The organism is Pseudomonas sp. HP_14, from assembly GCF_055283875.1.
Map to the genome: position 1 here is coordinate 56,394 of NZ_JBTOQI010000002.1, position 21,673 is coordinate 78,066.

Here is a 21,673-nt window from a genome sequence, read left to right on the forward strand (position 1 = left end):
AGGTCCTATGTTTGCTGCGCGACAGCACTGTGTTAGGGAAAAGGCGTACGGTCGGAAAATCAGCCACAAAAAAAGCCCGCTCTAACAAGCGGGCTTTGTTTTCCAGTCACTACAACTCAAATCAACGAGCGGTCAGCGCCGAGTAGCTGTTCATCAGGTTGCGGTAGTTCGGGATACGCTGGGACAACAGGTTGCCCAAGCCTTCGATATCGTTGCGCCAGTCGCGTTGCAGCTCACAGGCCACCGAGAACCAGTTCATCATCTGCGCGCCCGCTTGGGTCATACGGTTCCAGGCAGCTTGCTGCACCGCAGTGTTGAAGGTGCCGGACGAGTCAGTCACCACGAACACATCAAACCCTTCAGCCAGTGCCGACAACGTCGGGAAGGCCACGCACACATCCGTCACCACACCGGCAATGATCAGTTGCTTGCGGCCAGTGGCCTTGATCGCTTTGACGAAATCTTCGTTGTCCCAAGCGTTGATCTGACCAGGGCGAGCGATGTACGGCGCGTCCGGGAACATTTCTTTCAGCTCTGGTACCAACGGGCCGTTAGGACCTTGTTCGAAGCTGGTGGTCAGGATGGTTGGCAGTTCGAAGAACTTGGCCACATCAGCCAGCGCCAGCACGTTGTTCTTGAACTCGTTCGGGGTGAAGTCCTGTACCAGCGAGATCAAACCAGTCTGGTGGTCAACCAGCAGAACTACGGCGTCGTCTTTGTTCAGGCGGTTGTAAGTGGCGTTAGTCATGGTGGAATCCTTTATCGAAGTAGGTAATTAAGTAGTGGTGTTAAGTGGCGTCGTTCAACTTGAGGCCAGATTAAAGGTCTTCGAATAAAGGATAAATCGGCTGGAAAGCGTTTTACTGTCAACCAGAAGGGGACAGTCCGCACGCCGCTCATCCACCCACAAACGTACAATCCAGACGTTTACCGGCTGCGTAGACTTTGAAAAAACTCAACCGGACGGCATTGTGCAAGCGACAGGCGAGGCGTCCGGTCTTTCGGTTTATGCAGGCCAGCCATGGAAATTTTTCTCTACGCTTTCAGTGTGATGTACAGCCCTGGACCGGTGAACTTCATCGGGCTGGACGCGGGGCTTTCTGGACGAGCACGGCATTCTTCAGGTTTTTTTGTCGGGGTCGCGGGCGCGTTGTTGCTGCTCTTTGTGCTGCTGGGTTACACCGGTGAGGCGCTTATTTCTCAGGCTGCGTTGCCCTACATTTCTTTGGTAGGCGGTTTCTACACGCTGTATCTCGCCTGGCAGATATGTAGAGCAACGCGTGGTGCGGTTGGTAAGGGAGAGGAACAACCCAGAGCACTCAGTTTTCGGGATGGTTTTTTGATCCAGCTGTTCAATCCCAAATGCATCATGGTGGTACTGCCTATCACCAGCATCATGTTGCCTGCCGCTCATGTCACGGGCGGTGCGATCGCAGTGGTGTCTGTGTTGTTGGCGATTCTCGGCGGCGCCGCACCGGCTGCTTATTCGATGCTGGGGGCGACTCTGGGCCAACGCATCAAAGACGCGTTTTGGCTCACGCTGTTCAATCGGCTGATGGGGCTGGCGCTGGTGGTGTGTGCCGGGTTCATGTTTCGAGAGTTTTACGTGCCTTTCAGCGGACAGTAATTCGAGGCGTATGACTTCGGGGTAGTCTATTCAGGGCGCCTGCCAAGGTTTCTGACGCTACATCTCATCATTGCATCGGTACCGCTTCATGCAAAATCGCCATACCGCTCACGACTGGGTCAGACACGCAGCAATACCTTCGAAGGTAGAGCGGTTCGAGGCTTTTTTCGGTGCGCATGCGTTTGAGCCTCATCGTCATGACACTTACGCCATTGGGCGCACGATCTGCGGTGTGCATCGTTTCGGTTACCGGGGTGAAGCGCGGCTATGCCTGCCGGGCGAAATCATGGTTATCCATCCGGATGAGCCTCACGATGGTTGGGCCGGCTCAGAGCAAGGCTTTCGTTACCAGGGCATTCATGTGCCCCCGTCGCTGGTTCAGCAAATCATGCAGGGCAAGCCGTTACCCTTCTTCAAACCGGGGGTCAGTCGCGATCCGCGCATGGCAGTTGTCGCCGAGGCACTGCTCGGCCGCGTGGGTGTTGAAGCCGACTCGTTGGCAGAGGACGACGCACTGTTCAACTTTGTCATTACGTTGGCGCAACTGGCAGGACAACCCACGGCCCGATCCAGTCCGCACTTTGCGGCGGCAGCTCGCGCCCGCGAATACATCGATGACAACCTGGACAGGCCCGTCACGCTGGATGATCTGGCCGGGTGTTCAGGACGGGATCGCTGGAGCCTGTCCAACGACTTCCGTCTGTTCTTTGGCACCAGCCCACATCGCTATATGACGTTGCGGCGACTGGACAGGGTCAGGGCGCTGACCTCGCGTGGCCAGAGCCTGGCGGATGCAGCGGTTGCCGCGGGTTTTTTCGACCAGAGCCACATGTCTCGCCACTTCAAAAAGGCCTTTGGCTTGTCGCCTTTGCGGTGGTGTAACCCGGCCTGAGTCTTGCCCTCTAGGGCTTATCTTCTGGCTTTACGCGCTGCGCTGACTAATCCGTCCAACCAGTCCTGATGGCCGTTGATCATCGGGTTAGGCCGGGCTTTGGCCAGCTCCAGCGCCGGTGCACCGTTCTGCGTTTCTTGTGTAAGGATACGCAAGCGGCCGCCAGACAAGTCCTCCAACAGCCATGCATGATGAACATCCAGCCGCGACTGGGCATCGCCGTCCACCCAGCCGTGCCATGCCACGCGGGCTGGCTGCCCGGCGCTTGGCGGTACGTGTTCAACGACCTGGGCTTCGACCGGGAAACTAAAGGTGCTGAAGCGAAAGCGCACACCTTGGGTCAACTCGGGTCCTTTATCGGCAGGGAACGCGACGTCCGCTGAGTTGCTGTAGTAGGTAGGCCACAGAGCTGGAGTGTTCAGGAAGCGCCAAACATCAGTGACGCTCAGACCGGCAACGATCACCTCGTTGGACGCAAAGTTAGCCGCCTCGCCTGGAACATAGCCTTCCGGCCAATGGATAGCATTCATAAACATTCCTCGATTCAGTTTTTGACGAAGAGATTCTGAGCACCCAGAATCCATAAGGCCAATCGTGTTTCGTGAGGAATTACATAAGCATGCGTGATATCAGGACGCTGGACCTTAACCTGCTCAAAGCCCTTGATGCTTTGCTCGACGAGGGCAGCGTAACGCGGGCGGCTACGCGACTGGCGCTGACACAGCCGGCGGTAAGTGGCATGTTGACCCGTTTGCGGGAGAGCTTCGACGACCCTCTGTTCGTCCGTGCTCAGCGGGGTATCGTCCCCACTCCAAGGGCTCAGGCGTTAGCGTTGCCAATCAAACGGGTATTGGGAGAAATCGATCGGTTGCTGCAGCCTGATATTTTTGACCCATCCGTAGCCAACCTGACCTTGTCAATTGCTGCAACTGACTACGCGCAGCGGACCATTATTCTGCCGCTGCTCACTGCATTGCGAGAGCAGGCACCGGGTATTCGCCTTTCAGTACGGCCTGTACAAGACGATTCCGTGGTGGGGCAGTTGGAATCCGGTGACCTCGATCTGGCAATCCTCACTCCGGAAACCACCTATGAAGGTCTGCATTCGCGCCATCTCTACGATGAGCATTATGTGGGGGTGTTACGTCATGGGCACCCAGCCGCAGATAATCTGACGCTGGACCGCTTCTGTGAACTCGACCACGCCATTGTGTCCTATTCAGGTGGTGCGTTCCGCGGCGTAACTGATCGCGCGCTCGCTGACCTGGGCCGGGAACGGCGGGTCAGTCTTTCGGTTACCAGTTTTTTAATTCTGGTCGAGGCGTTGCGTAGCAGCGATCTGATTGCTGTGGTGCCACGGCGTCTGGTAACTGAAGGCGATGGCTTGCAGAGGGTCGAGCCGCCACTGGTCATTCCCGGCTTCGCAAAAATAGCCGCATGGCACGAGCGCACACATCACAACCCTGCGCATCGCTGGATTCGGGCGCTGTTGTTTGAGTTGTTGATTGCCCCAAACAAGTGTCATTAATCGATCAGTGCCGCCGCTTCATGTACTTAGCGGGACTATGCTGAACCGGTACGCGGCGTTATCTCGATCGGGATTTTTGCTGTCCACTTGCCACCGCCGGACTGGAGTAAGCCGTATTTCGCAGGAGCGAAGCATCATGAACGTCTGGCTGAAAGGTTTTGCATTGCCATTGTTACTGACTGCATCAGCCGCGTTTGCCGAGTATGGATGGACGGAGTACGACACCAGTAAACCGCAGCAACTCAGTGGGACGATTGATGCGTCAAGCTACTCCAGCTCCTACGTCACGATGCGCCTCAGAACAAATGAAGAAACCTGGACGGTTATTTTGACGCCTCCAGCACGCATGAGGTCCCATGGTGTTTCCGCAGATAGTCTTGCCGTAGGTAAGAAGGTTGATGTGACCGGGTATCGGAGTAAATACAGACTTGATGAAATGCGTGCTGACAGCATCACACTCGACGGCAAGACCATTGTGCTGGATTGATGCGCCCGACCAGTCAGCGGGCAGTCAGGTAGGAGGTAACGTGTTGCCGAGAGGTTTGATGCGGTGATTCAAGCCTGCCGCCTCTCGCGAACAAGTTCGCTGTCATCAAAACTGCAAACCATCGAATTGAAATGCGCTTTTTGTAGGAGCTGCCGAAGGCTGCGAAGCATTACTCCTGACATACCGCCATCGCAGCCTTCGGCAGCTCCTACAGAACCAATGTTTGCCGCAAGACAGCGCGGTGCCGGGCCACCGGGGTCCAATTGCGCTGTGTCACCTACCGTGCAAACCTTCTTGCACCCACCACACAAAGAATAACCGCCACCGTCACCCCGAGCATGCCTGGGCTGACCTGCTCATGGAGCAATGTCGCCGCTAACGCGAGTCCGAAAAAAGGCTGCAGCAATTGCAACTGCCCAACCGCCGCAATCCCGCCTTGGGCAAGGCCGCGATACCAGAATACGAAGCCGATCAGCATGCTGAACAACGACACGTAGCCCAGGCTCAGCCAGGCAAGGGGGCTGATGGTCGAAAATGACGGTGGGCTCAGCAGCAAACTCAGCGTTGCCATGACTGGTAAGGCCAATACCAACGCCCAACTGATCACCTGCCAGCCCCCCAGCGTTCTGGACAGCCTGGCACCTTCGGCATAACCCAACCCGCAGACCAGAATGGCCAAGAGCATGAGGATGTCTCCGGTGGCGGACGCATTCAAGCCCTGAGAGAAAGCGAAGCCGACCACCATCAAACTGCCCAGCACCGAAAAAAACCAGAAGGCAGGACGCGGACGTTCGCCACCGCGCAGTACAGCGAAAATAGCCGTTGCCAGTGGCAGCAAGCCAAGGAAGACGATGGAATGCGCGGACGTGACGTGCTGCAACGCCAGCGCGGTTAATAGCGGGAAACCGACGACTACCCCGATGGCTACGATCAACAACGACAGCAGTTGGTGGCGGGCGGGCCGCGGCTCCTTAAACAGCAACAGTATGCACAGGGCCAGAGTGCCTGCGATGGTTGCGCGGAGGACGGTCAGAAATACCGGGTCGAATTCCAGCACCGCAACCCGCGTAGCAGGCAATGAACCGCTGAAGATCACCACGCCGATCAGGCCATTGATCCATCCTCGGGTGGCGTTTTCCATGGACGGGATTTTTGGAGTTGATGCTTGTTCCATGCTGGACACTCAGGTCGGGTTGCGTAAAAGCATCCTAGAGTTGAGTATCAGTACAATCAAAAAATTGTCATGGATACAGTTCGGCATGCCTATGGCGCGTTACAAATCACTGGTGGATGCTTTTGCAGCGGATATTCGTTCGGGACGTTTGCCGCCGGGCACACGTTTACCCACACACCGAACCCTGGCCGCAGCAGAAGGCTTGGCGTTGGTTACTGCGTCTCGGGTCTATGCCGAGCTTGAGGCCATGGGCCTGGTGAGTGGTGAAGCGGGGCGCGGCACCTTCGTTCGTGAGGCCTCATTACCACTGGGGCATGGCATTGATCAGCCAGAGGTGGCGACCGGCGTCATCGATCTCAATTTCAACTACCCGTCGTTGCCAGGCCAGGCCGATTTATTGCGCAATGCGTTGCGCCAACTCGCGCTGTCCGGGGATCTGGAATCACTGTTGCGCTACCAGCCTCATGCCGGGCGTACCCACGAGCGGGCGTCCGTTGCGCGTCATCTGCGCAGCCGCGGGCTTACCGTTAAGTCAGAGCAGGTTTTGCTGGTCAATGGCGCTCAGCATGGTCTGGCGGTGGCGCTGATGGCGCTGTTCAAACCCGGCGATGTGGTTGCGGCTGATGCGTTGACCTACCCCGGCTTCAAGGTGTTGGCTGAATCACTGAGCCTGGAAGTTCTGCCGATCCCTGTCACGGCTTCAGGGCCTGATTTCGATGCGCTGGAAAAGCTTTGCCGAAAGAGAACGGTGCGTGGGATTTACAGCATGCCAACGCTGCATAACCCGATGGGCTGGGTGATGGATATCGAGCAGCGCGAGCGTCTGGTGTCCGTCGCCCGGCGACACGAACTACAGATCATTGAAGACGCGGCCTATGCCTTTCTTGCACTCGATCCGCCGCCGCCTCTTGCGGAGTTGGCACCGGAGCGCACGGTGTATGTGTCTGGCTTGTCGAAAAGCGTCGCTACCGGGTTGCGGTTCGGATTCATTGCCGCCCCGGTTTCGCGGGTCGCTGCGCTGGAGCGTGTCATCAGGGCGACGACCTGGAACACCGCCGGTGTGATGACCGCGATTGCCGCCGGTTGGCTGGAAGACGGCACAGTCAGCACGCTGGAAGCGCAGAAGCGTACAGATGCCCAAGCGAGGCAATTGCTGGCCGATGAGCTGCTGTGCGGATTGAATTGCGTCAGCCATCCCTGTTCGTATTTCACCTGGCTGCCATTGGCCGAGGATGCGCGAGCGGATCAGGTTGCGGCGTCGTTGATGCGCGAGAACATCTCTGTGTCCACGGCGGAGCCGTTTGCGGTGTCTGCTCAGGTGCCGCATGCGATCCGTCTGGCGCTCGGCTCAGTGGACATGCCGACACTGCGTGCGGCACTGAAAAAAGTGAGTTGGGTCGTCGGGGTTCATTCCTGAGTTGTGGATAACTTCAGCAGCCGTTGCAGTTGTTGGTGCTCCCAAATGCTCAGCAGCTTGACCGGGTCGGTGCCGTAGCGCTGCCAATGGTCCGCTGTTCCGAGATTACCTTCGGGTGACTGGCAGGCCTGGCAATGACTCAGTTTGTTGTCCTCACTGATCAACGTGAGCTGCCAGCCATCTACCTCTATTTCGATTTGCCCCTTGCGGGTGTTCACCATGTGTAACGTTCGCGTTTCGAGGGCGATATCTTTCAGGAGCTGATAGACGTCCCGCGCAGTAAGGTCGGTAGTGGTTTTCGCCATGCAGATATTCTCTTGTTGAAACCGATGGGGCAGTGCCTGAACATGCCCGCAGCAATCCGGGAAGATTACTTTACAAGCGAGGCGCAGTGGATGATCGACTTCAATAACAAAGGCTTCTTCAAACTCAAGCAGAACGACGAGTACGCCGAGCGCGTGACCGCGTTATTGCTGGACGGGGAGCACGTGATTGATTCTTACAAATCAATGCGCGACGGCGTGGTGTTTACCAACAAGCGCATCATCGCCGTCAACGTGCAGGGGCTGACGGGCAGCAAGAAAGACTTTACGTCCTTGCCCTATAAAAATATCGTTGCTTACTCTATCGAAACCTCCGGCACCTTCGACCTGGACTCCGAACTGGAGATCTATTTTTCAGCGCTGGGCAAGGTGAAGTTCGAGTTCACCGGGAAGACGTCGATGGTGGAGATTTCGAAGCTTATATCCAAACATCTGTTGGGGTAGCAGTGGCTTGAATCCACCACTGCAGGAGCTGCCGAAGGCTGCGATCGGGTACATCTGACAGACCGCTGTTCGCAGCCTGCGGTAGCTCCTGCAGAGTCAAGTCCGACGAAACCTTCGCAGGATGCTCCTCAGGCCTGAAACCTGCCCAATGACTCACTTTTTCAAGGTTGCCCCATGATCAATATCCGGCCCATGACTGCCGAGGACTTCGAGCTCTTCTGGCCCACTTTCCAGCGAGTGGTCGCTGCGCAGGAAACCTACGCCTACGATCCGCAGCTGACGCGTGAGCAGGCGCTGTACCTCTGGCTGGAAATGCCGCTGCACACCTTCATCGCCGAAGAAGATGGCGTGTTGCTCGGCAGTTACTACCTCAAAGCCAACGCGGCAGGTCCTGGTAGTCATGTGTGCAACTGCGGCTACATGGTCACCGAAGCCGCTCGCGGCCGCGGCGTTGCCCGGTTGATGTGTGAGCATTCGCAGAAGGTCGCCACCGAAAGCGGCTTCCTGGCCATGCAGTTCAACTCGGTGGTGGCGAGCAACGAAGTCGCGGTAGCGCTGTGGCAGAAGCTCGGGTTCGATATCGTCGGCCGCCTGCCGCGTGCTTATCAACATGCGCGATTGGGATTCGTCGATTGCCTGGTGATGTTCAAGTGGCTCGCCCAAGATGCACCGCAAAAGCCAATGCTGATCGGGCGCAAGAATATTGAATCCGTGGTTTCGAGGCCTCGTCGTAAATAGGCTGTTTTCTTCAGCAATATTCAAAAGTCAGGCTTGAAATGGAATTTCCTGTGGGAGCGGTGCTTGGTCTGGGCGGCATTCCGACGATACATGAGATGCGTCAGGAGGACACACTGCGTTATTGTTTATAGTCGGAATGCCGCCCAGACCAAACACCGCCCCCACAGGACTCTCGCTTGCTGCACAACTGTGCGATGTCACAGCAAGGCTGACCTCTGCTCACTCGAAGTCCCTCCTCAAAGCTCCAGCTGATCTGAACCTATCCCGAACGCTGTCGCGATTTTTTCTCGGGTCGCCTTGCGCGGCTTGGCGACCGTTTCCTGTTGTGCATAAGCAGGTTGGCTGATGCCCAATCGCTTGGCGACATCTTCCTGAGTCAGTCCCAAATGCTCACGCCAGGCGCGAATTGGTGAGGCACCATCAACGATGAGACTCACTACCTCATGGGGTATCAGGTCGCTGTGATTATTATGTTGCGCGACGTATTGCGCGTAAGGAATCACCACGAATGCCGGTTTTCCATCCGGGCCGTTGATGATTTGAACGTCAGTAGGTGCGTTCGTCACGTTTCTTGACCTCTTGTATGCTGACGATCCTGATTGCGCCATCCCAATCGAACAGGACGCGGTCGTCACTAACTCTCAGCCGATATCCATGTTCGTGCCGCACCAGCATCTTGACGCTGGGAACGTCCGGAATAACGGTAAGCCTGGTCACCGCATCGCGAATCTGGAGCTGATGCAGTGTGTGCAGTTTCAGGAGCTGCTTAACGGCCTTACGTGTCCCGTTAATGGTGTTCACAGGAAAAATATAGGTCTTTTATAAGTAATTCACGGATATTTACTTATAAAATTCGGTTTGCCAATGATCAGACCCTTGCACGATGTTGCCAACGAATTTCTGCTTCCACAAAAAAGCCCGCAATAAGCGGGCTTCTTTTATGCAATCAACTCCCCATCAAAACGCCGTACTCAGCGTCATCGACACGCTGCGTGGGTCACCATAAATTGCGCCCGCGTAGAAGCCGTAGCGGCTGTAGTAGTGCTTGTCGAACAGGTTGTTGGCGTTGAGTGTCAGTGATGTGTCGTCGGTAATGGCGTATTTGGCCATGGCGTTCCAGATCGCGTAGCCGGACCAGTTCACGTCGGTTGGGCCGCGGCTAACGCCGTTGGTGGGAATGCCTGCCGGAGTGGAGGTTGTGCGGATGTTGGTCTGCGCAGTAACGCCCGTGCCGATGGTCAACTGATCAAGCAGGCCAGACAGGCGATAGGTCGTCGAAGCCTTGAACAGGTGAGACGGGTCGGCGCGGCTGCCTTCGTCTTCGCGACGGAAGTGCAGGTAGGTGTAACCCCCGTAGACGTTCCAGTTGGGCGTCAGGGCGCCCGCCAGTTCCAGGTCGATACCGTCTGTTTCCACACCCGAGCCTGCCTTGTAAGCCTGGGCGCCGGTTGGTGTGAGGTTGCCGCCGTCTTCAACAGCCTTGTTGTCCTGACGCGTGCGGAAGTAAGCCGCCTGGCCATTCAGACGACCATCGAACCATTCGCCCTTGATTCCGGTTTCGTAACTTTGCCCACGAATCGGTTCGATCTTGCTGCCACCCTGATCTTCGCTGGTTTGCGGCGAGAAGATGTCGGTGTAGCTGGCGTAGAGCGAGTAGTTGTCGTTCAGGTCGTAGACCGCGCCCATGTAAGGGGTGACGATGCCGTTTTCCTGTTGACTGCTGCGTGCGCCCGCGGTGCTGATAGTGGTAGCAGAGTAATCGCTGACACGGGCGCCGACGATGACCGACAACGGATCAGTAATGCTCAGGCGCGTGGCGGCGTACATGCCCTGCAAACGCGTGGTGGTCTTGGTGTGCCGACCGGTCTTCCAGGCGTTCATGTAAAAGTCGTCATCCACGCCGTTGGTCCAGTCGCTGAGCGGGAAGCCGTTGTTTGCGCGGAACTGGCAGTTGGTCGAGGTTGCGCTGGTGCGGGTAGCGCTGGTCAGGTTGCAGTTGTACTGCGGGGACCAGGACACCGTGCGGCTGTCGTTGTAGCCGAACATCGCCTGATGGCTTCGGCCGAACAGCTGGAACGGACCGGTCAGGTCGAATTGCGCAGACTGCTGCGTGGTGTCGGTGGAGCTGTGCAGGCCGTTGAGTACTGCGCCGCTGCCGTCCTGATCCCAGTAACCGCCATAGTTGCCGCCGCCGGACGAGTTCACTTTGGCCAGGCCACGATGATTCAGCACTTCGCTGGTGCTTTGTGCCGCGTTGACGTTCAGCGTCCAATCGTTGTCGAAGCGGTGTTCCAGCGAGGCAAAACCGGTACGCGTGATGTACTCACCAAAGCTCCAGCTTGGGACCACGTTTGTGCTGCGTGGCAGGTTGGTCTTGCTGCCGTCGCCATACCAGATGGGAATGTTGGCACCCCAGCCGCCGCCGACAACTTTGGCGTACTCATACTGGTAACCCGCACCAATGGTGGTGGCATCGCTCAGGTCGAACTCAAAGTTGGCCAGCGCTGCGCGGGAGCGATCAGACTGGTTGTCGCGGAAAGAGTTGGCATCCTGCTGGGTGACCACGAAGCGTGAGCGCAGGCGGCCATCTTCGGACAGCGGCAGGTTCAGGTCGGCGCCCAGTCGGCGCTTGTCCCAGCTGCCGTAGGTGGCATAAGCGCTGCCTCCGAATTCGGTGCCAGGGCGCTTGCGGATCAGGTTGACCGTTGCCGATGGATCACCGGTCCCGCCCAGCAAACCATTGGCGCCCCGCAGGATATCGACGCGCTCGTACATGTCCATGTTCAGCGCGCTGCCGCCACCGCTGAAGTCTGAGCCGCCTTGGAATTGCAGGCCGTCGACTTTCCAGTTGGTGATTGAGTAACCACGAGCACGATAGTCGGTGCGACCGCCCACTTCCGACTTGCTCATGGTCACACCGGGAGCGGTTTCCAGCGCGTCTTCCAGACTAGTGATCTGCTGGTCGGCCATTTGCTCATGGGTGATGGTTGTGACTGATTGCGGGGTTTGCCGTGGGGTCAGTTTCATACCGGTGGAACTGGTGGTGCTTTTGACCGTGTAGCCCAGTTGTTCGGCTGCATCGCCGGTTGGCAGTGAGCTGTCTTCGATGTTGACCGCGCCGAGTTCAACCGTGTCGTCGGCAACGACTGCCTGGCTGGAGAGCGCACTCAGGCCCATCGCAATGACCAGAGCTGTGTATTTGGGGTTGAATGCGCTGCGCGACTGCGCTCGGGGTGCAGAAGATTGCGGGAAATGAGTGGTCATGATGCCCTGTCGTCACTGGTAATGTTTCGTATTTGCAGATGATTTTTGATACGATTTTATTCACCGTGACTTTGAGCACTATCCCCGGCTTGTACGGGTATGTAATGGAATGTAATGAGCGCTCTGAACTCCCTTGCTTCAATGCCCCAGCCAATGACCAGGACCTTGTTGGTCGTGGACGATGACGATGAAATCCGTGAACTGCTTTGCGATTACCTGAGCGAGTCAGGCGACCGTGTGCTGGCTGCGGCGGATGGTCCGCAAATGTGGGAGCAACTGGAGCAGCACAAGGTGGATCTGGTGGTGCTGGATCTGATGCTCCCGGGTGAGGACGGTCTTAGCCTGTGCCGCCGTTTGCAAGGGATGCCGGGGCTGAGTGTGATCATGCTCTCGGCCAAGGGCACGGCGCTGGACCGCATCATCGGGCTTGAAGTGGGTGCCGACGATTATCTGGCCAAGCCTTTCGAGCCGCGTGAACTGATTGCCAGAATCAAGGCGGTGCTGCGTCGTCCCGGTCGCAACGAACCGCTGGAAAAAGCGCCCGTCAGCGCCTTGCAGGAGTTTGCCGGGTATCGGCTTGATCATGTCAAACGGCTATTGAGCCCACCCGAAGGCCCGTCGTTGAGCTTGCCGCGCTCGGATTATCGAGTGTTACGCGACCTGCTTGCGTCCCATGAACAAGTGTTGTCTCGTGACCAGCTCACGCGTAGCGCGCTGGGGCGCGATTATCAGCCGGACGATCGTTCGGTGGACATGTGCATCAGTCGTCTGCGCCAGCACCTGAAGGACACCCGAGACGGCGTCGTGCAAATCCTGACCATCCGCAATGAAGGCTACTTGCTCAGTATCACGCCCCGCGGCCAGGGAGCCTGACATGACACGTGCGCAGATCTGCGCGCGCATCAAACGCCTGTGGCCGAAAACCCTGTTTGCGCAATTGCTGCTGATCATGGTCAGCGGCACTCTGGCGATCCAGTTGCTCTCCAGCAGCATCTGGTTCGATGTGCGCTTTGCTCAGGTGCTTGAAGCGCCGGTGCGTCTGATTGCGAGCCGCACCGCGGGTCTGATTAGCGAAGCGGGGTGCTCCGTAGCCGAACCAATTGCCACGCCTGCGCGCTATCGGATCAGTTGTGTGGACGCTGTACCCGAGCCCGACTCCGGGGAGAAGCGCGGTCGGCGGCGCATCGAGTTGTTGTTGAGGCAGGCCTTGGCTTTTGAGCTCGGGCATGATCAGCCAGCGCGGATTCTCAAGGTCACTCTCACTGATGAACAAGGTCAACCTGTGGTCTGGCGCAGCCTGTTTGGTTTGCACACGGCGTTGGCTCATGTGCGTTTCGCCGTACCGCTGGCCGATGGGCGCTGGCTGGATATCGAAGGGCAGGAGTTGCAGGGCTGGAGCGGTGAGTCGGCCTGGGCGCTGATTGCGGATTACGTGCTCAGGATTTATGTGTTGCGCATTCTCGCGGTGTTGGCGATCTGCTGGTTGGCAGTACGAATCTGCCTGCGTCCGTTGCAGCGTTTGAGTGATGCTGCGCGCGGTCTGGGTGACAACCTCGAACAAGCGCCACTGGTGGTGGAGGGGCCGCAGGAGGTGCGCCAGGCCGCACAAACCTTCAACGCCATGCAGCAACGCCTGATTGCGATGGTCAACGATCAGAGCTTTTTCCTGGCCGCGGTTTCCCACGATTTACGCACGCCATTGACCCGTATGCGCTTGCGCATCGAGCGGCTTGCCGAGGACACGCATCGCGAACGTTTGAAGCAGAACATCGTGCAGATGGACCGCATGATCGGTCAGGTGCTGGACTACCTGCAAAGCGCCAGGCAGCAGTCCTTTCAGGTGGTCGATATCGACAAATTGCTGGCCCGGCTGTGCGCAGACCTGACCACTGTTGACGAGCCGCTGCCGATTCTGGGGCGAGGCGGGCTGCTCTATGCCAACGAGGTGCTGGTGCATCGCTGTCTGCAAAATCTTTTGGTCAATGCGTTGCGTTATGCCCGGCAGATTGTGATCTCGCTGGAAAGAACCGACGAGGGTGTTTTTGTCCGCATCAAGGATCATGGGCCAGGCATAGAAGAGGAGCTTTTGGCGTCGATTACAGAGCCTTTCATCCGCGGTGAAGACTCTCGCAACCCGCAGTCAGGTGGCTACGGCCTGGGCCTGAGCATCGCCAAGCGCATCGCCATGAGCCACGACGGCAGCCTCACCTTGCGCAACCGGGCTGAAGGAGGCCTGGTCGCGGAGCTGTTCTTGCCGCATCGGGAGGGATGATTGAGGTGGGGTGCTATCTCTGCGGGAGTTCAGCTCCCACGAGGCCTGTAATTGGCTCAAATTATGGGTGCCAGATCGAGCCGACTTCTTGCCGCCCGATCCTTCTGGATAGAACCCACCCTGTGGGAGCCGAGCTTGCTCGCGATGCAGGAGACTTTGCCGGTAGGCACACCGCGTTATCGTTTATCGCGAGCAAGCTCAGCTCCCACAGATCCAGGTTGTCCAGTGGGACCGGCTAAAGTCGCTCCTACGGGTCGAGCCGCCAACAAAAAGCCCGCACTAGGCGGGCTTTTTGAACAGCTCTGACTACAACGTATACAACTTACTTCTCGTTGCTGGCCTCAAGCTTTTTCTGTTGCTTCGGATGCCCTTCGGCCAAAGCCGTGCGGACTTCCTGAACCAGCTTCGCGGACACCGCAGGAGCCTTGTTGGACCAGCCCTGACGCAGGAAGGTGGCCAGTTCGGCAACCTCTGCATCGTTCATGCGCTGGGCAAAGCCTGGCATCGGCAGGATCGACGGGCCTCTCGCGGTGGACGGCGTTTGCGCGCCAGCGAGAATCACGTGGATCAAAGCGGTCGGGTTTTCGGCGTTGATGATCGAAGCACCGTCCAGACGCGGGAAGATCCGTGCAGCACCTTCACCTTTGACAAAGTGGCACGCGCCACAGTTGTCCAGGTACAGACGCTCGCCCAGGGTCAGGTCCTTGGCGGCGGTCAACTTGCTGGCCGTGGCGGCGCTGCGCTCAGCATTGTGCTGATAAACAGTTTCGCCATTCTTGTCAGCGGGGCCGGACAACGACTTCAGGTAAGCCGCCATCGCATGCAGATCTTCATCGGTCATGTGCGACGTGCTGTTGGCTACAACGTCCGTCATTTCACCGGCAACCGAAGCTTTGGCATTACGGCCAGAACCCAGGTAGTCGACGATTTCGTCCTGAGACCAGTGAGCAACGCCACGGATCGAAGGCACAGCCCAGTCGTTGAGCAAAGCGCCCGTCAGGTAGTCCGCACTTTTCTCGTCCAGACCTTTTTCCTGCATGGTCAGCGCACGTGGTGTGTGGCAAGAACCGCAGTGGCCCAGGCCCTGTACCAGATACGCGCCGCGAACGAGTTGCGGATCGGTGCCCGCAACAGGTGCAACGGTCGACTCAGGTGCTGGCGAGAAGAGCGTGCGCCAGTAAGCCAACGGCCAGCGAATCGACAGCGGCCACGGAATATCGTTGGCCTGATTCGCTTGCTTGACCGGCTCAACGCCTTTCATGAAGTACGCGTACAGCGCTTGCGTGTCTTCATCCGAGACCTTGGCATACGACGGGAACGGCATCGCCGGATACAGCGCGCTGCCATCGTGACCGACACCGCGACGTACTGCGCGCTCGAAGTCGCCATAGGTCCAGCCACCGATACCGGTGTCTTTATCCGGCGTGATGTTGGTCGCGTAGATCGTGCCGATTGGCGACTCGATACCACGGCCACCGGCGAAGGTTTTGCCATCGTGAGCGGTGTGGCACGCCACGCAGTCGCCAGCGCGAGCCAGATACGCCCCTTTGCTGATGAGCTCAGGCGTCACTTCCTGAGTCATCTGCGCAGCCGCGTCACCCGATTTGTTGAGGAACACACTGACCAGCCAGGCCAGCAGGGCAAGCACTACACAGACGGCCAGCAATGCCAGCAGCCGGGAGCGGGATTTGGATGTCATGTTCTCGCTCCTTATACCTGAACCAGTGGGCCAGGGTTTTTGATGTAGTGGTCTTTGATGGCCTGAGCCGAGAACAGGGTCAGTGCGCCGATCAATGCAGTCGGGTTGGCCTGGAAGTTCTGCGGGAAGGCGTTGCCGCCCGGTACGAAGACGTTATGCACGTCCCAGCTCTGCAGATAACGGTTGAGCGCCGTGGTTTTCGGATCGTCGCCCATGACCGCGCCGCCCACGTTGTGGGTCGAAACGTACTTGGTGATATCCCAATGCGAATCCATCGACAGGAAGCTTTCGCTGTAGCTGTCCGGACCCAGTTCCTTGGTGATATCTAGCACGATCTTGCGCAGGTGCTGCTGCAGTTTCAGCTCGTTCTGTTTCCAGTCGAAGGTAATACGCAGCAGTGGCAAGCCCCATGGATCTTTGTACGTCGGGTCCAGGTCCACGTAGTGGCCGCGATAAGACTGGCAACTGGTGGTGATGCTCACTTTCATCGAGTGGCCGTACCAGTCCTGCATGCCTTCTTTCCAGCCTTGGCCCCAATCTGGCGTGCCGCTTGGCAGCGCTGTGCCGATAGGTGCGCCGGTGGCTTGCGAACTGTGAATCTTCGCGCCGCCAATGAAGCCCAGTGCTGCGCCGTCGTAGTTGCCCGGCGAAACGTCGTTGAACATCTGCCCGGTAGCACCGGCGGTGGCGAACGGGTTGAACTCTTTGTCCTTGAAGAACAGCGTGGAACCGCCGTTGCTCAGGAAGGCGTAGTTACGGCCCACGGTGCCGGTTTCGGTGATCGGGTCGTAAGGCTTGCCGATACCGGACAACAGCATCAGGCGCACGTTGACGAACTGGAAGCCAGCCAATACGACGATGCCAGCAGGCTGGAACACCAGATTGCCGTCTGCGTCGGCGTAGGTCACGCCTTTGGCGGTCTTGCCGTCCGGATGCAGTTCAACTTTCAGTACGTTGGCGTTAACCCGGTACGAGAAGTTTTCCATGCGCTTGAGCGAGTCCAGCACTGCGGTTTGCGGCGAGGCTTTCGAGTAGTTCAGGCATGGGTACTTGCTGCAGTAACCGCAGTAGTTGCACGGCGCGATCTGGTTGCCGTACGGGTTGGTCCAGGCCTGAGAAACGTTCGCCGACGGGTTCGGGAACGGGTGGTAACCCATCTTGCGCGCTACATCTGCAAACATCTTGCAGTTCAGCGTGTCTTCCAGAGCTGGCAGCGGGAAAGGACTGGAACGTGGACCTTCGAACGGGTCGCCGCCTTCAATGATGCGACCTTGCAGGTTGCCGGTGTTACCCGACAGGCCGCAGATCTTGTCGAACTTGTCCAGGAACGGTTCGATTTCATCCCAGGTAAACGGGTAATCGCCGATGCGCATGTCGTCTTGCAGGATGCCTGGCTTGTAGGCCTGGTCTGCATACGTCTTGAGCTTGATGTCGGTCGGCGTCGGACGAATCAGTACGCCGGTCCAGTGCAGGCCAGAACCGCCCACGCCAGTACCGGGCTCGAAAGCGCCCCATTTACGGGTCGGCAGTGCGACGTCGTTGGCGGTGTGGCGAACGGTCATCGCTGCCGCTTTCGGCGTGGCCATGATCTTGTTACGGATACCGTACGCGTACTGATCGGCTGGCTTTGGATAGGCGAAGTCGGTGTTGTTGCGATCTTCACCGCGCTCCAGAGCGCGGACTTTCAAACCTGCCTGAGCCAGTTCAATGCTCATCAACGAGCCGGCCCAGCCGAGGCCGACGACAACTACGTCGACTTCGTCATTAGTAATATTTGCCATGAGAAACCTATGCTGGAAATGCTTGGCGAAAAGAGATCAACCGCGCAGGCCGCTGATGCTGACCGGGCCGAGGGGGTACTTGACGTTGTGCTGTGTCACCCATTCCACGTAACTGGCGCGGGCTCCGGGGAAGCCGATGGCGATCCAGGCTTTCATGCCCTTGTTGCCGCCATAGATCGGGTCCGAGAGGTAGCCCTGCTTGGTGTGGTTCAACAGTTCGCCAAAGAACTGCTTGGACTTGAGCACGTCCTCGCCAAACGCCTTGAAGCTCACTTCGCCTTTCTGCAGTTGCTTCAGCACGTCTTCTTGCTTGGCTGCATCCAGCGACGCGAAGTTCTTCTGATGCTTGTCCTGACAGAAAGCGTCAACGCTCTTGATGCCTTTCTGATAGATCTCTTGCGGACGGTACGGGATCTGATAACCCATCTCTGCCGGGGCATCGAGTTTGAAAGGACCTTCCAGATAGATCTCGCTGCCCAGATCGCTGGCCAGTTGCTGATCGATAAAGACCGGAACGTTGGTTTCCAGCGCGCCAGGGCCACGGCCACCGGCCGGGATCAGGCGATCACAGGCCGCCATGATGAAGGCCCATTCAGCCGCGCTGAAAAAAGTCGGACGATATTCTTCAAGTTTTGGCGCAACCATCTCCGCTGCTTCCGCAGCGCTCAGGCCTTTAATCGCTACGCCTATCGCAGGTAATGCAATCAAGGAAGAAAGCAGAAACTTCCTTCGTGACGTTGGTTTATTCAACAACATGGTGAGGCCCCTATGAATGCTCACAAGAAAACCCCGGACGGTGCTTTTCGGAAATCGAAAGCCTCGACCTGCTGTGCAACCCCTTAGCCAACGTGAATAGCGCGCAGCCGAACTTGCCTTCGATTGAAGGACATTAACGGCGACGTTTTCAGGTTCCGGATCGTTTCAACAAAACGCGATGGTTGGCGGTTCTTCCAACCTGCGATGGTCAACGTAAAAGGCATACGTTGCCAGTCAACGTACAACTCGCGATCGTCTCAGGCGCTGGCGCGCAATCAGGAACAGGGCTGGCAGACCTCGAGGGTTGCTCTAATTGTGATTCGTTTGCATAGGTGCGGCTGTATGAACAGTATTCATCCAGCTCAGCATTGAGGCGCGATACTCAAGTATCGTCTGCTCATCACGGGTAGCGGGATGCTATCAGGTTTGAAAAAGATGCGACAAATTATTTCTGGTTTGTTGTCAAGGTGTTGTGGTGTCGCAGATGGTACTTGTGTGCTATTTCCATGCGGCATATCGGCCAGTTTGGCGATGATGGAGATAATCCTGATGTTTTCAGGCTGTATTGAGTTCTCGTCTTATCCATTGATATGCAATTCTGAATTGACCCAAATCCTGTAGTAGCTCACCGAGGTTACGAGGCCAGCGATGGCGGAGTGTCAGACAAACCGCTATCGCTGGCCTCGTAACCTCGGTGAGCTCCACAGGTCCAATATCTGTTTGGCGACAGCACGGTGTAATGGAGGGGGTCGTACAACCTGCTACTGAACGGCCGCGACGGCATCAATTTCAATCTGCATCCCGTCCAGCGCCAGACGCGGCACCGGAATCAATGTGCACACAGGCTTCATCGGCGCGCCCCATGCCCGGTCTATTTCCTCGGCCCACGTGGCCAGTTTTTCCTGGTCGTGGTCGACGATCAGTAACGTCAGTTTGAATACGTCATGGAGGCTGGCGCCGTTGGATTGCAGCGCAATAGCGAGGTTGGCAAGCGCTTGCCTCGCTTGCTCGGCAAACACTGAAGACAGTTGACCCTGTTGGTCTTCACCACCTTGCCCAGCGATATACAGCAGCTGCGCCTGCGGCTGCAATCGGGCTACATGGGAATAGCCATTTGAACTGGGATCGTAAAGGCCTGGCGGATTGGATAAATCGAAAGCGGGGGCGAATTCTGGCTTGGACATCGGACAACTCCTGATGGAAAAGCCGACAGTCTCAGACCTCTAGTTAGGTTTAGGTCAAGCGAGCCTATGTTTCATAGATCACCGTGAGCTAATCAACTAGCATGCAGACCTGGCTCTGCTCCAATACTCGATTGGCTCGAAAATATGCACATCCTTATTACTGGAGCATCAGGCTCCGGCACCTCCACATTAGGTCGTGACGTGTCTCATGCGTTATCGGCCCGGCATCTGGAAGGTGATGACTATCAGTGGCTGCCCACCAACCCTCCTTATCAACAGATGGTCGCCAAGGATCAGCGCGGCACTGCATTGCTGAATGATCTGGGTGCCAGCGCGAATGCTGTAGTTTCAGGTTCGGTAATGGGGTGGGGCAAAGCGCTGGAAGATGCTTTCGATCTGGTGGTTTTCCTCTACGTTCCAAGCGACATACGCCTTGCGCGATTAAAGGTGCGCGAAGAGCAACGCTTCGGCGCTGCCAAGCCTGAGTTTCTGGCATGGGCTGCGCAGTACGACAGCGGTACCGAGCCGGGCCGCAGTTTGCAGCAGCATAGGGATTGGCTTGAGCAGCGCCGGTGTGAAGTGCTCAGGCTGGAGGGGGATTTGTCGGAGGAGGGCCGGTTGAGTGCGGTGTTAGCGGTGGTTGAGAGGCTCCGCCGCCAGACTGCTCTGCACTAGAGATTGATCAACCGCTTGATCCCGTACATCAAGATCAGAAAAAGCAGAATTTTCGCGACATCAACCAAAGCACGGAACGCAATCGGCCACCATTCATGAGGCTCGATTGCCTCCTGATAAGCGTATGAGTCGGTCGAGGCTCCGGTTTTCCGGAATTCGTGCTCTCTTGCACGGCCCCAATACATGAACGCGAAGATCAGCCCGATAACGCCCAGTCCGCCGAGTTGATCATCTGGCGAGGCTTCCAGCGGCGGCCCCCAGAGGTAGCATGCACCCGCTATTGCCCAAATCAGCATTCCCAACCAGGTCAAGGTTTTGCGTGCTCGTACAGATGCCTGAAGGTTCGTTCGCACACTGAACGGGCAAAACTTTCCATCGCGCTGAAGCCGGTCTTCAAGCGAGACAATGTAGCCCGAGGCAAAGGCCAGAAAACCAATGAAAATTAATACAAAGGCCATCAGGGTCGGTTGCCTTAGTGAATTGAACAAATGCGCGTCCACAGAATGTCCGCAGGTCGGGCATTTACTTGAGTAATTTGCGGTTATTTAGCGGGTAGGATCAAGCACGCATTGCCGGGTCCTTATCAAACAAAATTTAGTTATCTGATGGAGTACTTTTCGCCTGTAGGAGCGCGTTTGCTACGCGACAACGCAGCGTCGAAGACGGGGCGGCCACTCTTGCACAGCAAAAATGGGGGCAGGTCAGATCCAGGCCTATCAATGAAGCAATTTCACCCAGCCTGAACATCGGTTTAACAGCGGTTGCACCAGGCAAACCCCGCACCTATCATTCGCCCCGTCGCTGCACATCAGCGACCGGATTTGGCGATCCGGCTCATACCTTTTCAACAGCTTCAGTTGCTGGTTGTCTTCACTTCGTGCGGGCGACATTTATGGCGGCTGTGCGCGGGAGACCTTCGGGTCTGCCGGGTGGGTATGACCGGTTCGCCAACCTGCGCACAGTTGCCACCTGATTTCGTTTGGCGACGAAACGGGTGGTGAGTTTTAGTCATTACCCTCTGGATTCCTTCATGACCCAACATGCTCCGCTGTCCCAATTCCCCAATACTGTCCTTTCGATAAACCCCGAAGCCCCCATGGCCGACCTGCACCTCTGCGCCACACAACGCTTGCGTGCGGTCAAAAACCTGATGAGCTGCCTCGCCGGCACCCAGTCCACTGACACCGATGAAAACCAGCTGGCACACGTCGCTGAGGCCGCTTTTCTGTTGCTGCAAGACAGCTGTGATGTGCTGGAGTTGATGGAAGTCCGGCTGAATAAGCTCAACGTCTGATAAGCCTTTGTCTGTCCCGGCGTCTTCCCGGTTAAAGCCGGTCTCACAGGTTGGCCATGATCTCAGGCTCATGGTTAACCTGTGGGGCCGACCGGGGAGGCGCTCCACTTCATTCGGG

At 57.3% G+C, this 21,673-nt stretch carries 23 protein-coding genes; 11 read left to right on the plus strand and 12 right to left on the minus strand.

From position 1 onward, the window contains the following. Positions 1–121: 121 nt before the first annotated feature. Positions 122–748, minus strand: a complete 627-nt coding sequence (ycaC, locus tag ACYASS_RS02405; RefSeq protein WP_043304203.1) for an isochorismate family cysteine hydrolase YcaC — start codon at positions 746–748, stop codon at positions 122–124. Positions 749–1,021: 273 nt separating this feature from the next. Between ycaC and ACYASS_RS02410 the strand changes: the two genes are divergently transcribed. Both ACYASS_RS02410 and ACYASS_RS02415 read left to right on the plus strand, forming a co-directional pair. Further along, positions 1,022–1,627 (plus strand): LysE family translocator, encoded by a 606-nt coding sequence (locus ACYASS_RS02410; RefSeq protein ID WP_463584943.1) that lies wholly within the window; start codon positions 1,022–1,024, stop codon positions 1,625–1,627. A gap of 88 nt (positions 1,628–1,715) precedes the next feature. Further along, complete coding sequence (locus ACYASS_RS02415) at positions 1,716–2,519, plus strand: AraC family transcriptional regulator (RefSeq protein WP_463584944.1); 804 nt, start codon at positions 1,716–1,718, stop codon at positions 2,517–2,519. 17 nt (positions 2,520–2,536) lie between these two features. Here the strand turns inward: ACYASS_RS02415 and ACYASS_RS02420 are convergent, their stop codons facing one another. Beyond that, on the minus strand, positions 2,537–3,049 hold the full coding sequence (locus ACYASS_RS02420; RefSeq protein ID WP_463584945.1) for an SRPBCC family protein: 513 nt from the start codon (positions 3,047–3,049) through the stop codon (positions 2,537–2,539). Positions 3,050–3,138: 89 nt separating this feature from the next. Between ACYASS_RS02420 and ACYASS_RS02425 the strand changes: the two genes are divergently transcribed. Next, the gene (locus tag ACYASS_RS02425; protein ID WP_463584946.1) at positions 3,139–4,047 is read left to right on the plus strand and encodes a LysR family transcriptional regulator; all 909 of its coding nucleotides are present in this window, start codon (positions 3,139–3,141) and stop codon (positions 4,045–4,047) included. Between the two features lie 136 nt (positions 4,048–4,183). After that, positions 4,184–4,534: a DUF6152 family protein gene (locus tag ACYASS_RS02430; protein ID WP_463584947.1), complete on the plus strand. Its 351-nt coding sequence runs from the start codon at positions 4,184–4,186 to the stop codon at positions 4,532–4,534. Positions 4,535–4,811: 277 nt separating this feature from the next. Here ACYASS_RS02430 and ACYASS_RS02435 read toward each other — a convergent pair whose 3' ends face one another. Then, positions 4,812–5,708 (minus strand): DMT family transporter, encoded by an 897-nt coding sequence (locus tag ACYASS_RS02435; RefSeq protein ID WP_463584948.1) that lies wholly within the window; start codon positions 5,706–5,708, stop codon positions 4,812–4,814. Positions 5,709–5,793: 85 nt separating this feature from the next. Here ACYASS_RS02435 and ACYASS_RS02440 point away from each other — a divergent pair, with 85 nt between their 5' ends. After that, positions 5,794–7,125 carry an aminotransferase-like domain-containing protein gene (locus ACYASS_RS02440; RefSeq protein WP_463584949.1) on the plus strand — a complete coding sequence of 444 codons (1,332 nt, stop codon included), beginning with the start codon at positions 5,794–5,796 and terminating at the stop codon, positions 7,123–7,125. Here ACYASS_RS02440 and ACYASS_RS02445 read toward each other — a convergent pair. Then, positions 7,116–7,430 (minus strand): DUF7693 family protein, encoded by a 315-nt coding sequence (locus tag ACYASS_RS02445; RefSeq protein ID WP_463584950.1) that lies wholly within the window; start codon positions 7,428–7,430, stop codon positions 7,116–7,118. The genes ACYASS_RS02440 and ACYASS_RS02445 overlap by 10 nt on opposite strands. A gap of 90 nt (positions 7,431–7,520) precedes the next feature. On the opposite strand from ACYASS_RS02445, the gene ACYASS_RS02450 reads away from it, so the two are divergent. Together ACYASS_RS02450 and ACYASS_RS02455 are read left to right on the plus strand one after the other, a co-directional pair. After that, the gene (locus tag ACYASS_RS02450; RefSeq protein WP_122664664.1) at positions 7,521–7,892 is read left to right on the plus strand and encodes a PH domain-containing protein; all 372 of its coding nucleotides are present in this window, start codon (positions 7,521–7,523) and stop codon (positions 7,890–7,892) included. A gap of 174 nt (positions 7,893–8,066) precedes the next feature. Further along, on the plus strand, positions 8,067–8,630 hold the full coding sequence (locus tag ACYASS_RS02455; protein WP_463584951.1) for a GNAT family N-acetyltransferase: 564 nt from the start codon (positions 8,067–8,069) through the stop codon (positions 8,628–8,630). A gap of 236 nt (positions 8,631–8,866) precedes the next feature. On the opposite strand, the gene ACYASS_RS02460 is transcribed toward ACYASS_RS02455, so the two are convergent. From ACYASS_RS02460 to ACYASS_RS02470, 3 genes are all read right to left on the minus strand, one after another. Next, positions 8,867–9,238, minus strand: coding sequence for a helix-turn-helix domain-containing protein (locus ACYASS_RS02460; protein ID WP_122664666.1), 372 nt, complete (start codon positions 9,236–9,238; stop codon positions 8,867–8,869). Continuing rightward, positions 9,177–9,431 (minus strand): type II toxin-antitoxin system RelE family toxin, encoded by a 255-nt coding sequence (locus tag ACYASS_RS02465; protein WP_463584952.1) that lies wholly within the window; start codon positions 9,429–9,431, stop codon positions 9,177–9,179. Before ACYASS_RS02465 ends, ACYASS_RS02460 begins: the two co-directional genes overlap by 62 nt. A gap of 156 nt (positions 9,432–9,587) precedes the next feature. Next, positions 9,588–11,894, minus strand: a complete 2,307-nt coding sequence (locus ACYASS_RS02470) for a TonB-dependent siderophore receptor (protein WP_463584953.1) — start codon at positions 11,892–11,894, stop codon at positions 9,588–9,590. A gap of 153 nt (positions 11,895–12,047) precedes the next feature. On the opposite strand from ACYASS_RS02470, the gene ACYASS_RS02475 reads away from it, so the two are divergent. Continuing rightward, a complete protein-coding gene (locus ACYASS_RS02475) occupies positions 12,048–12,767 on the plus strand; it encodes a response regulator (RefSeq protein ID WP_463585048.1) in 720 nt (239 codons plus the stop codon). 1 nt (position 12,768) lies between these two features. Further along, positions 12,769–14,166 carry an ATP-binding protein gene (locus tag ACYASS_RS02480; RefSeq protein ID WP_463584954.1) on the plus strand — a complete coding sequence of 466 codons (1,398 nt, stop codon included), beginning with the start codon at positions 12,769–12,771 and terminating at the stop codon, positions 14,164–14,166. Positions 14,167–14,488: 322 nt separating this feature from the next. Here the strand turns inward: ACYASS_RS02480 and ACYASS_RS02485 are convergent, their stop codons facing one another. The 4 genes from ACYASS_RS02485 to ACYASS_RS02500 form a co-directional block, all read right to left on the minus strand. Next, entirely contained in the window at positions 14,489–15,865 is a 1,377-nt protein-coding gene (locus ACYASS_RS02485) for a c-type cytochrome (protein ID WP_463584955.1), read from the minus strand. An 11-nt stretch (positions 15,866–15,876) separates the two neighbouring features. Further along, positions 15,877–17,646, minus strand: coding sequence for a GMC family oxidoreductase (locus tag ACYASS_RS02490; protein WP_463584956.1), 1,770 nt, complete (start codon positions 17,644–17,646; stop codon positions 15,877–15,879). Between the two features lie 36 nt (positions 17,647–17,682). Then, entirely contained in the window at positions 17,683–18,402 is a 720-nt protein-coding gene (locus ACYASS_RS02495; RefSeq protein ID WP_122664672.1) for a gluconate 2-dehydrogenase subunit 3 family protein, read from the minus strand. Between the two features lie 761 nt (positions 18,403–19,163). Then, a complete protein-coding gene (locus tag ACYASS_RS02500) occupies positions 19,164–19,586 on the minus strand; it encodes a RidA family protein (protein ID WP_463584957.1) in 423 nt (140 codons plus the stop codon). A gap of 144 nt (positions 19,587–19,730) precedes the next feature. On the opposite strand from ACYASS_RS02500, the gene ACYASS_RS02505 reads away from it, so the two are divergent. Beyond that, complete coding sequence (locus tag ACYASS_RS02505) at positions 19,731–20,261, plus strand: AAA family ATPase (protein ID WP_463584958.1); 531 nt, start codon at positions 19,731–19,733, stop codon at positions 20,259–20,261. Here ACYASS_RS02505 and ACYASS_RS02510 read toward each other — a convergent pair. Next, positions 20,258–20,749, minus strand: a complete 492-nt coding sequence (locus tag ACYASS_RS02510; RefSeq protein WP_463584959.1) for a hypothetical protein — start codon at positions 20,747–20,749, stop codon at positions 20,258–20,260. The genes ACYASS_RS02505 and ACYASS_RS02510 overlap by 4 nt on opposite strands. Before the next feature lie 542 nt (positions 20,750–21,291). Between ACYASS_RS02510 and ACYASS_RS02515 the strand changes: the two genes are divergently transcribed. Beyond that, the gene (locus ACYASS_RS02515; RefSeq protein WP_463584960.1) at positions 21,292–21,555 is read left to right on the plus strand and encodes a hypothetical protein; all 264 of its coding nucleotides are present in this window, start codon (positions 21,292–21,294) and stop codon (positions 21,553–21,555) included. Positions 21,556–21,673 lie beyond the last annotated feature (118 nt).

What these genes read in the sequence shown, in the direction of transcription:
- ACYASS_RS02430 (WP_463584947.1), top strand. Translation starts at nt 4,184, where the DNA reads ATGAACGTCTGGCTGAAAGGTTTTGCATTGCCATTGTTACTGACTGCA.
- ACYASS_RS02500 (WP_463584957.1), bottom strand. Translation starts at nt 19,586, where the DNA reads ATGTCCAAGCCAGAATTCGCCCCCGCTTTCGATTTATCCAATCCGCCA.
- ACYASS_RS02450 (WP_122664664.1), top strand. Translation starts at nt 7,521, where the DNA reads ATGATCGACTTCAATAACAAAGGCTTCTTCAAACTCAAGCAGAACGAC.
- ACYASS_RS02490 (WP_463584956.1), bottom strand. Translation starts at nt 17,646, where the DNA reads ATGGCAAATATTACTAATGACGAAGTCGACGTAGTTGTCGTCGGCCTC.
- ACYASS_RS02420 (WP_463584945.1), bottom strand. Translation starts at nt 3,049, where the DNA reads ATGAATGCTATCCATTGGCCGGAAGGCTATGTTCCAGGCGAGGCGGCT.
- ycaC (WP_043304203.1), bottom strand. Translation starts at nt 748, where the DNA reads ATGACTAACGCCACTTACAACCGCCTGAACAAAGACGACGCCGTAGTT.
- ACYASS_RS02410 (WP_463584943.1), top strand. Translation starts at nt 1,022, where the DNA reads ATGGAAATTTTTCTCTACGCTTTCAGTGTGATGTACAGCCCTGGACCG.
- ACYASS_RS02475 (WP_463585048.1), top strand. Translation starts at nt 12,048, where the DNA reads ATGACCAGGACCTTGTTGGTCGTGGACGATGACGATGAAATCCGTGAA.
- ACYASS_RS02415 (WP_463584944.1), top strand. Translation starts at nt 1,716, where the DNA reads ATGCAAAATCGCCATACCGCTCACGACTGGGTCAGACACGCAGCAATA.
- ACYASS_RS02470 (WP_463584953.1), bottom strand. Translation starts at nt 11,894, where the DNA reads ATGACCACTCATTTCCCGCAATCTTCTGCACCCCGAGCGCAGTCGCGC.
- ACYASS_RS02440 (WP_463584949.1), top strand. Translation starts at nt 5,794, where the DNA reads ATGCCTATGGCGCGTTACAAATCACTGGTGGATGCTTTTGCAGCGGAT.
- ACYASS_RS02480 (WP_463584954.1), top strand. Translation starts at nt 12,769, where the DNA reads ATGACACGTGCGCAGATCTGCGCGCGCATCAAACGCCTGTGGCCGAAA.
- ACYASS_RS02485 (WP_463584955.1), bottom strand. Translation starts at nt 15,865, where the DNA reads ATGACATCCAAATCCCGCTCCCGGCTGCTGGCATTGCTGGCCGTCTGT.
- ACYASS_RS02515 (WP_463584960.1), top strand. Translation starts at nt 21,292, where the DNA reads ATGACCCAACATGCTCCGCTGTCCCAATTCCCCAATACTGTCCTTTCG.
- ACYASS_RS02435 (WP_463584948.1), bottom strand. Translation starts at nt 5,708, where the DNA reads ATGGAACAAGCATCAACTCCAAAAATCCCGTCCATGGAAAACGCCACC.
- ACYASS_RS02445 (WP_463584950.1), bottom strand. Translation starts at nt 7,430, where the DNA reads ATGGCGAAAACCACTACCGACCTTACTGCGCGGGACGTCTATCAGCTC.
- ACYASS_RS02460 (WP_122664666.1), bottom strand. Translation starts at nt 9,238, where the DNA reads ATGGCGCAATCAGGATCGTCAGCATACAAGAGGTCAAGAAACGTGACG.
- ACYASS_RS02425 (WP_463584946.1), top strand. Translation starts at nt 3,139, where the DNA reads ATGCGTGATATCAGGACGCTGGACCTTAACCTGCTCAAAGCCCTTGAT.
- ACYASS_RS02455 (WP_463584951.1), top strand. Translation starts at nt 8,067, where the DNA reads ATGATCAATATCCGGCCCATGACTGCCGAGGACTTCGAGCTCTTCTGG.
- ACYASS_RS02495 (WP_122664672.1), bottom strand. Translation starts at nt 18,402, where the DNA reads ATGTTGTTGAATAAACCAACGTCACGAAGGAAGTTTCTGCTTTCTTCC.
- ACYASS_RS02505 (WP_463584958.1), top strand. Translation starts at nt 19,731, where the DNA reads ATGCACATCCTTATTACTGGAGCATCAGGCTCCGGCACCTCCACATTA.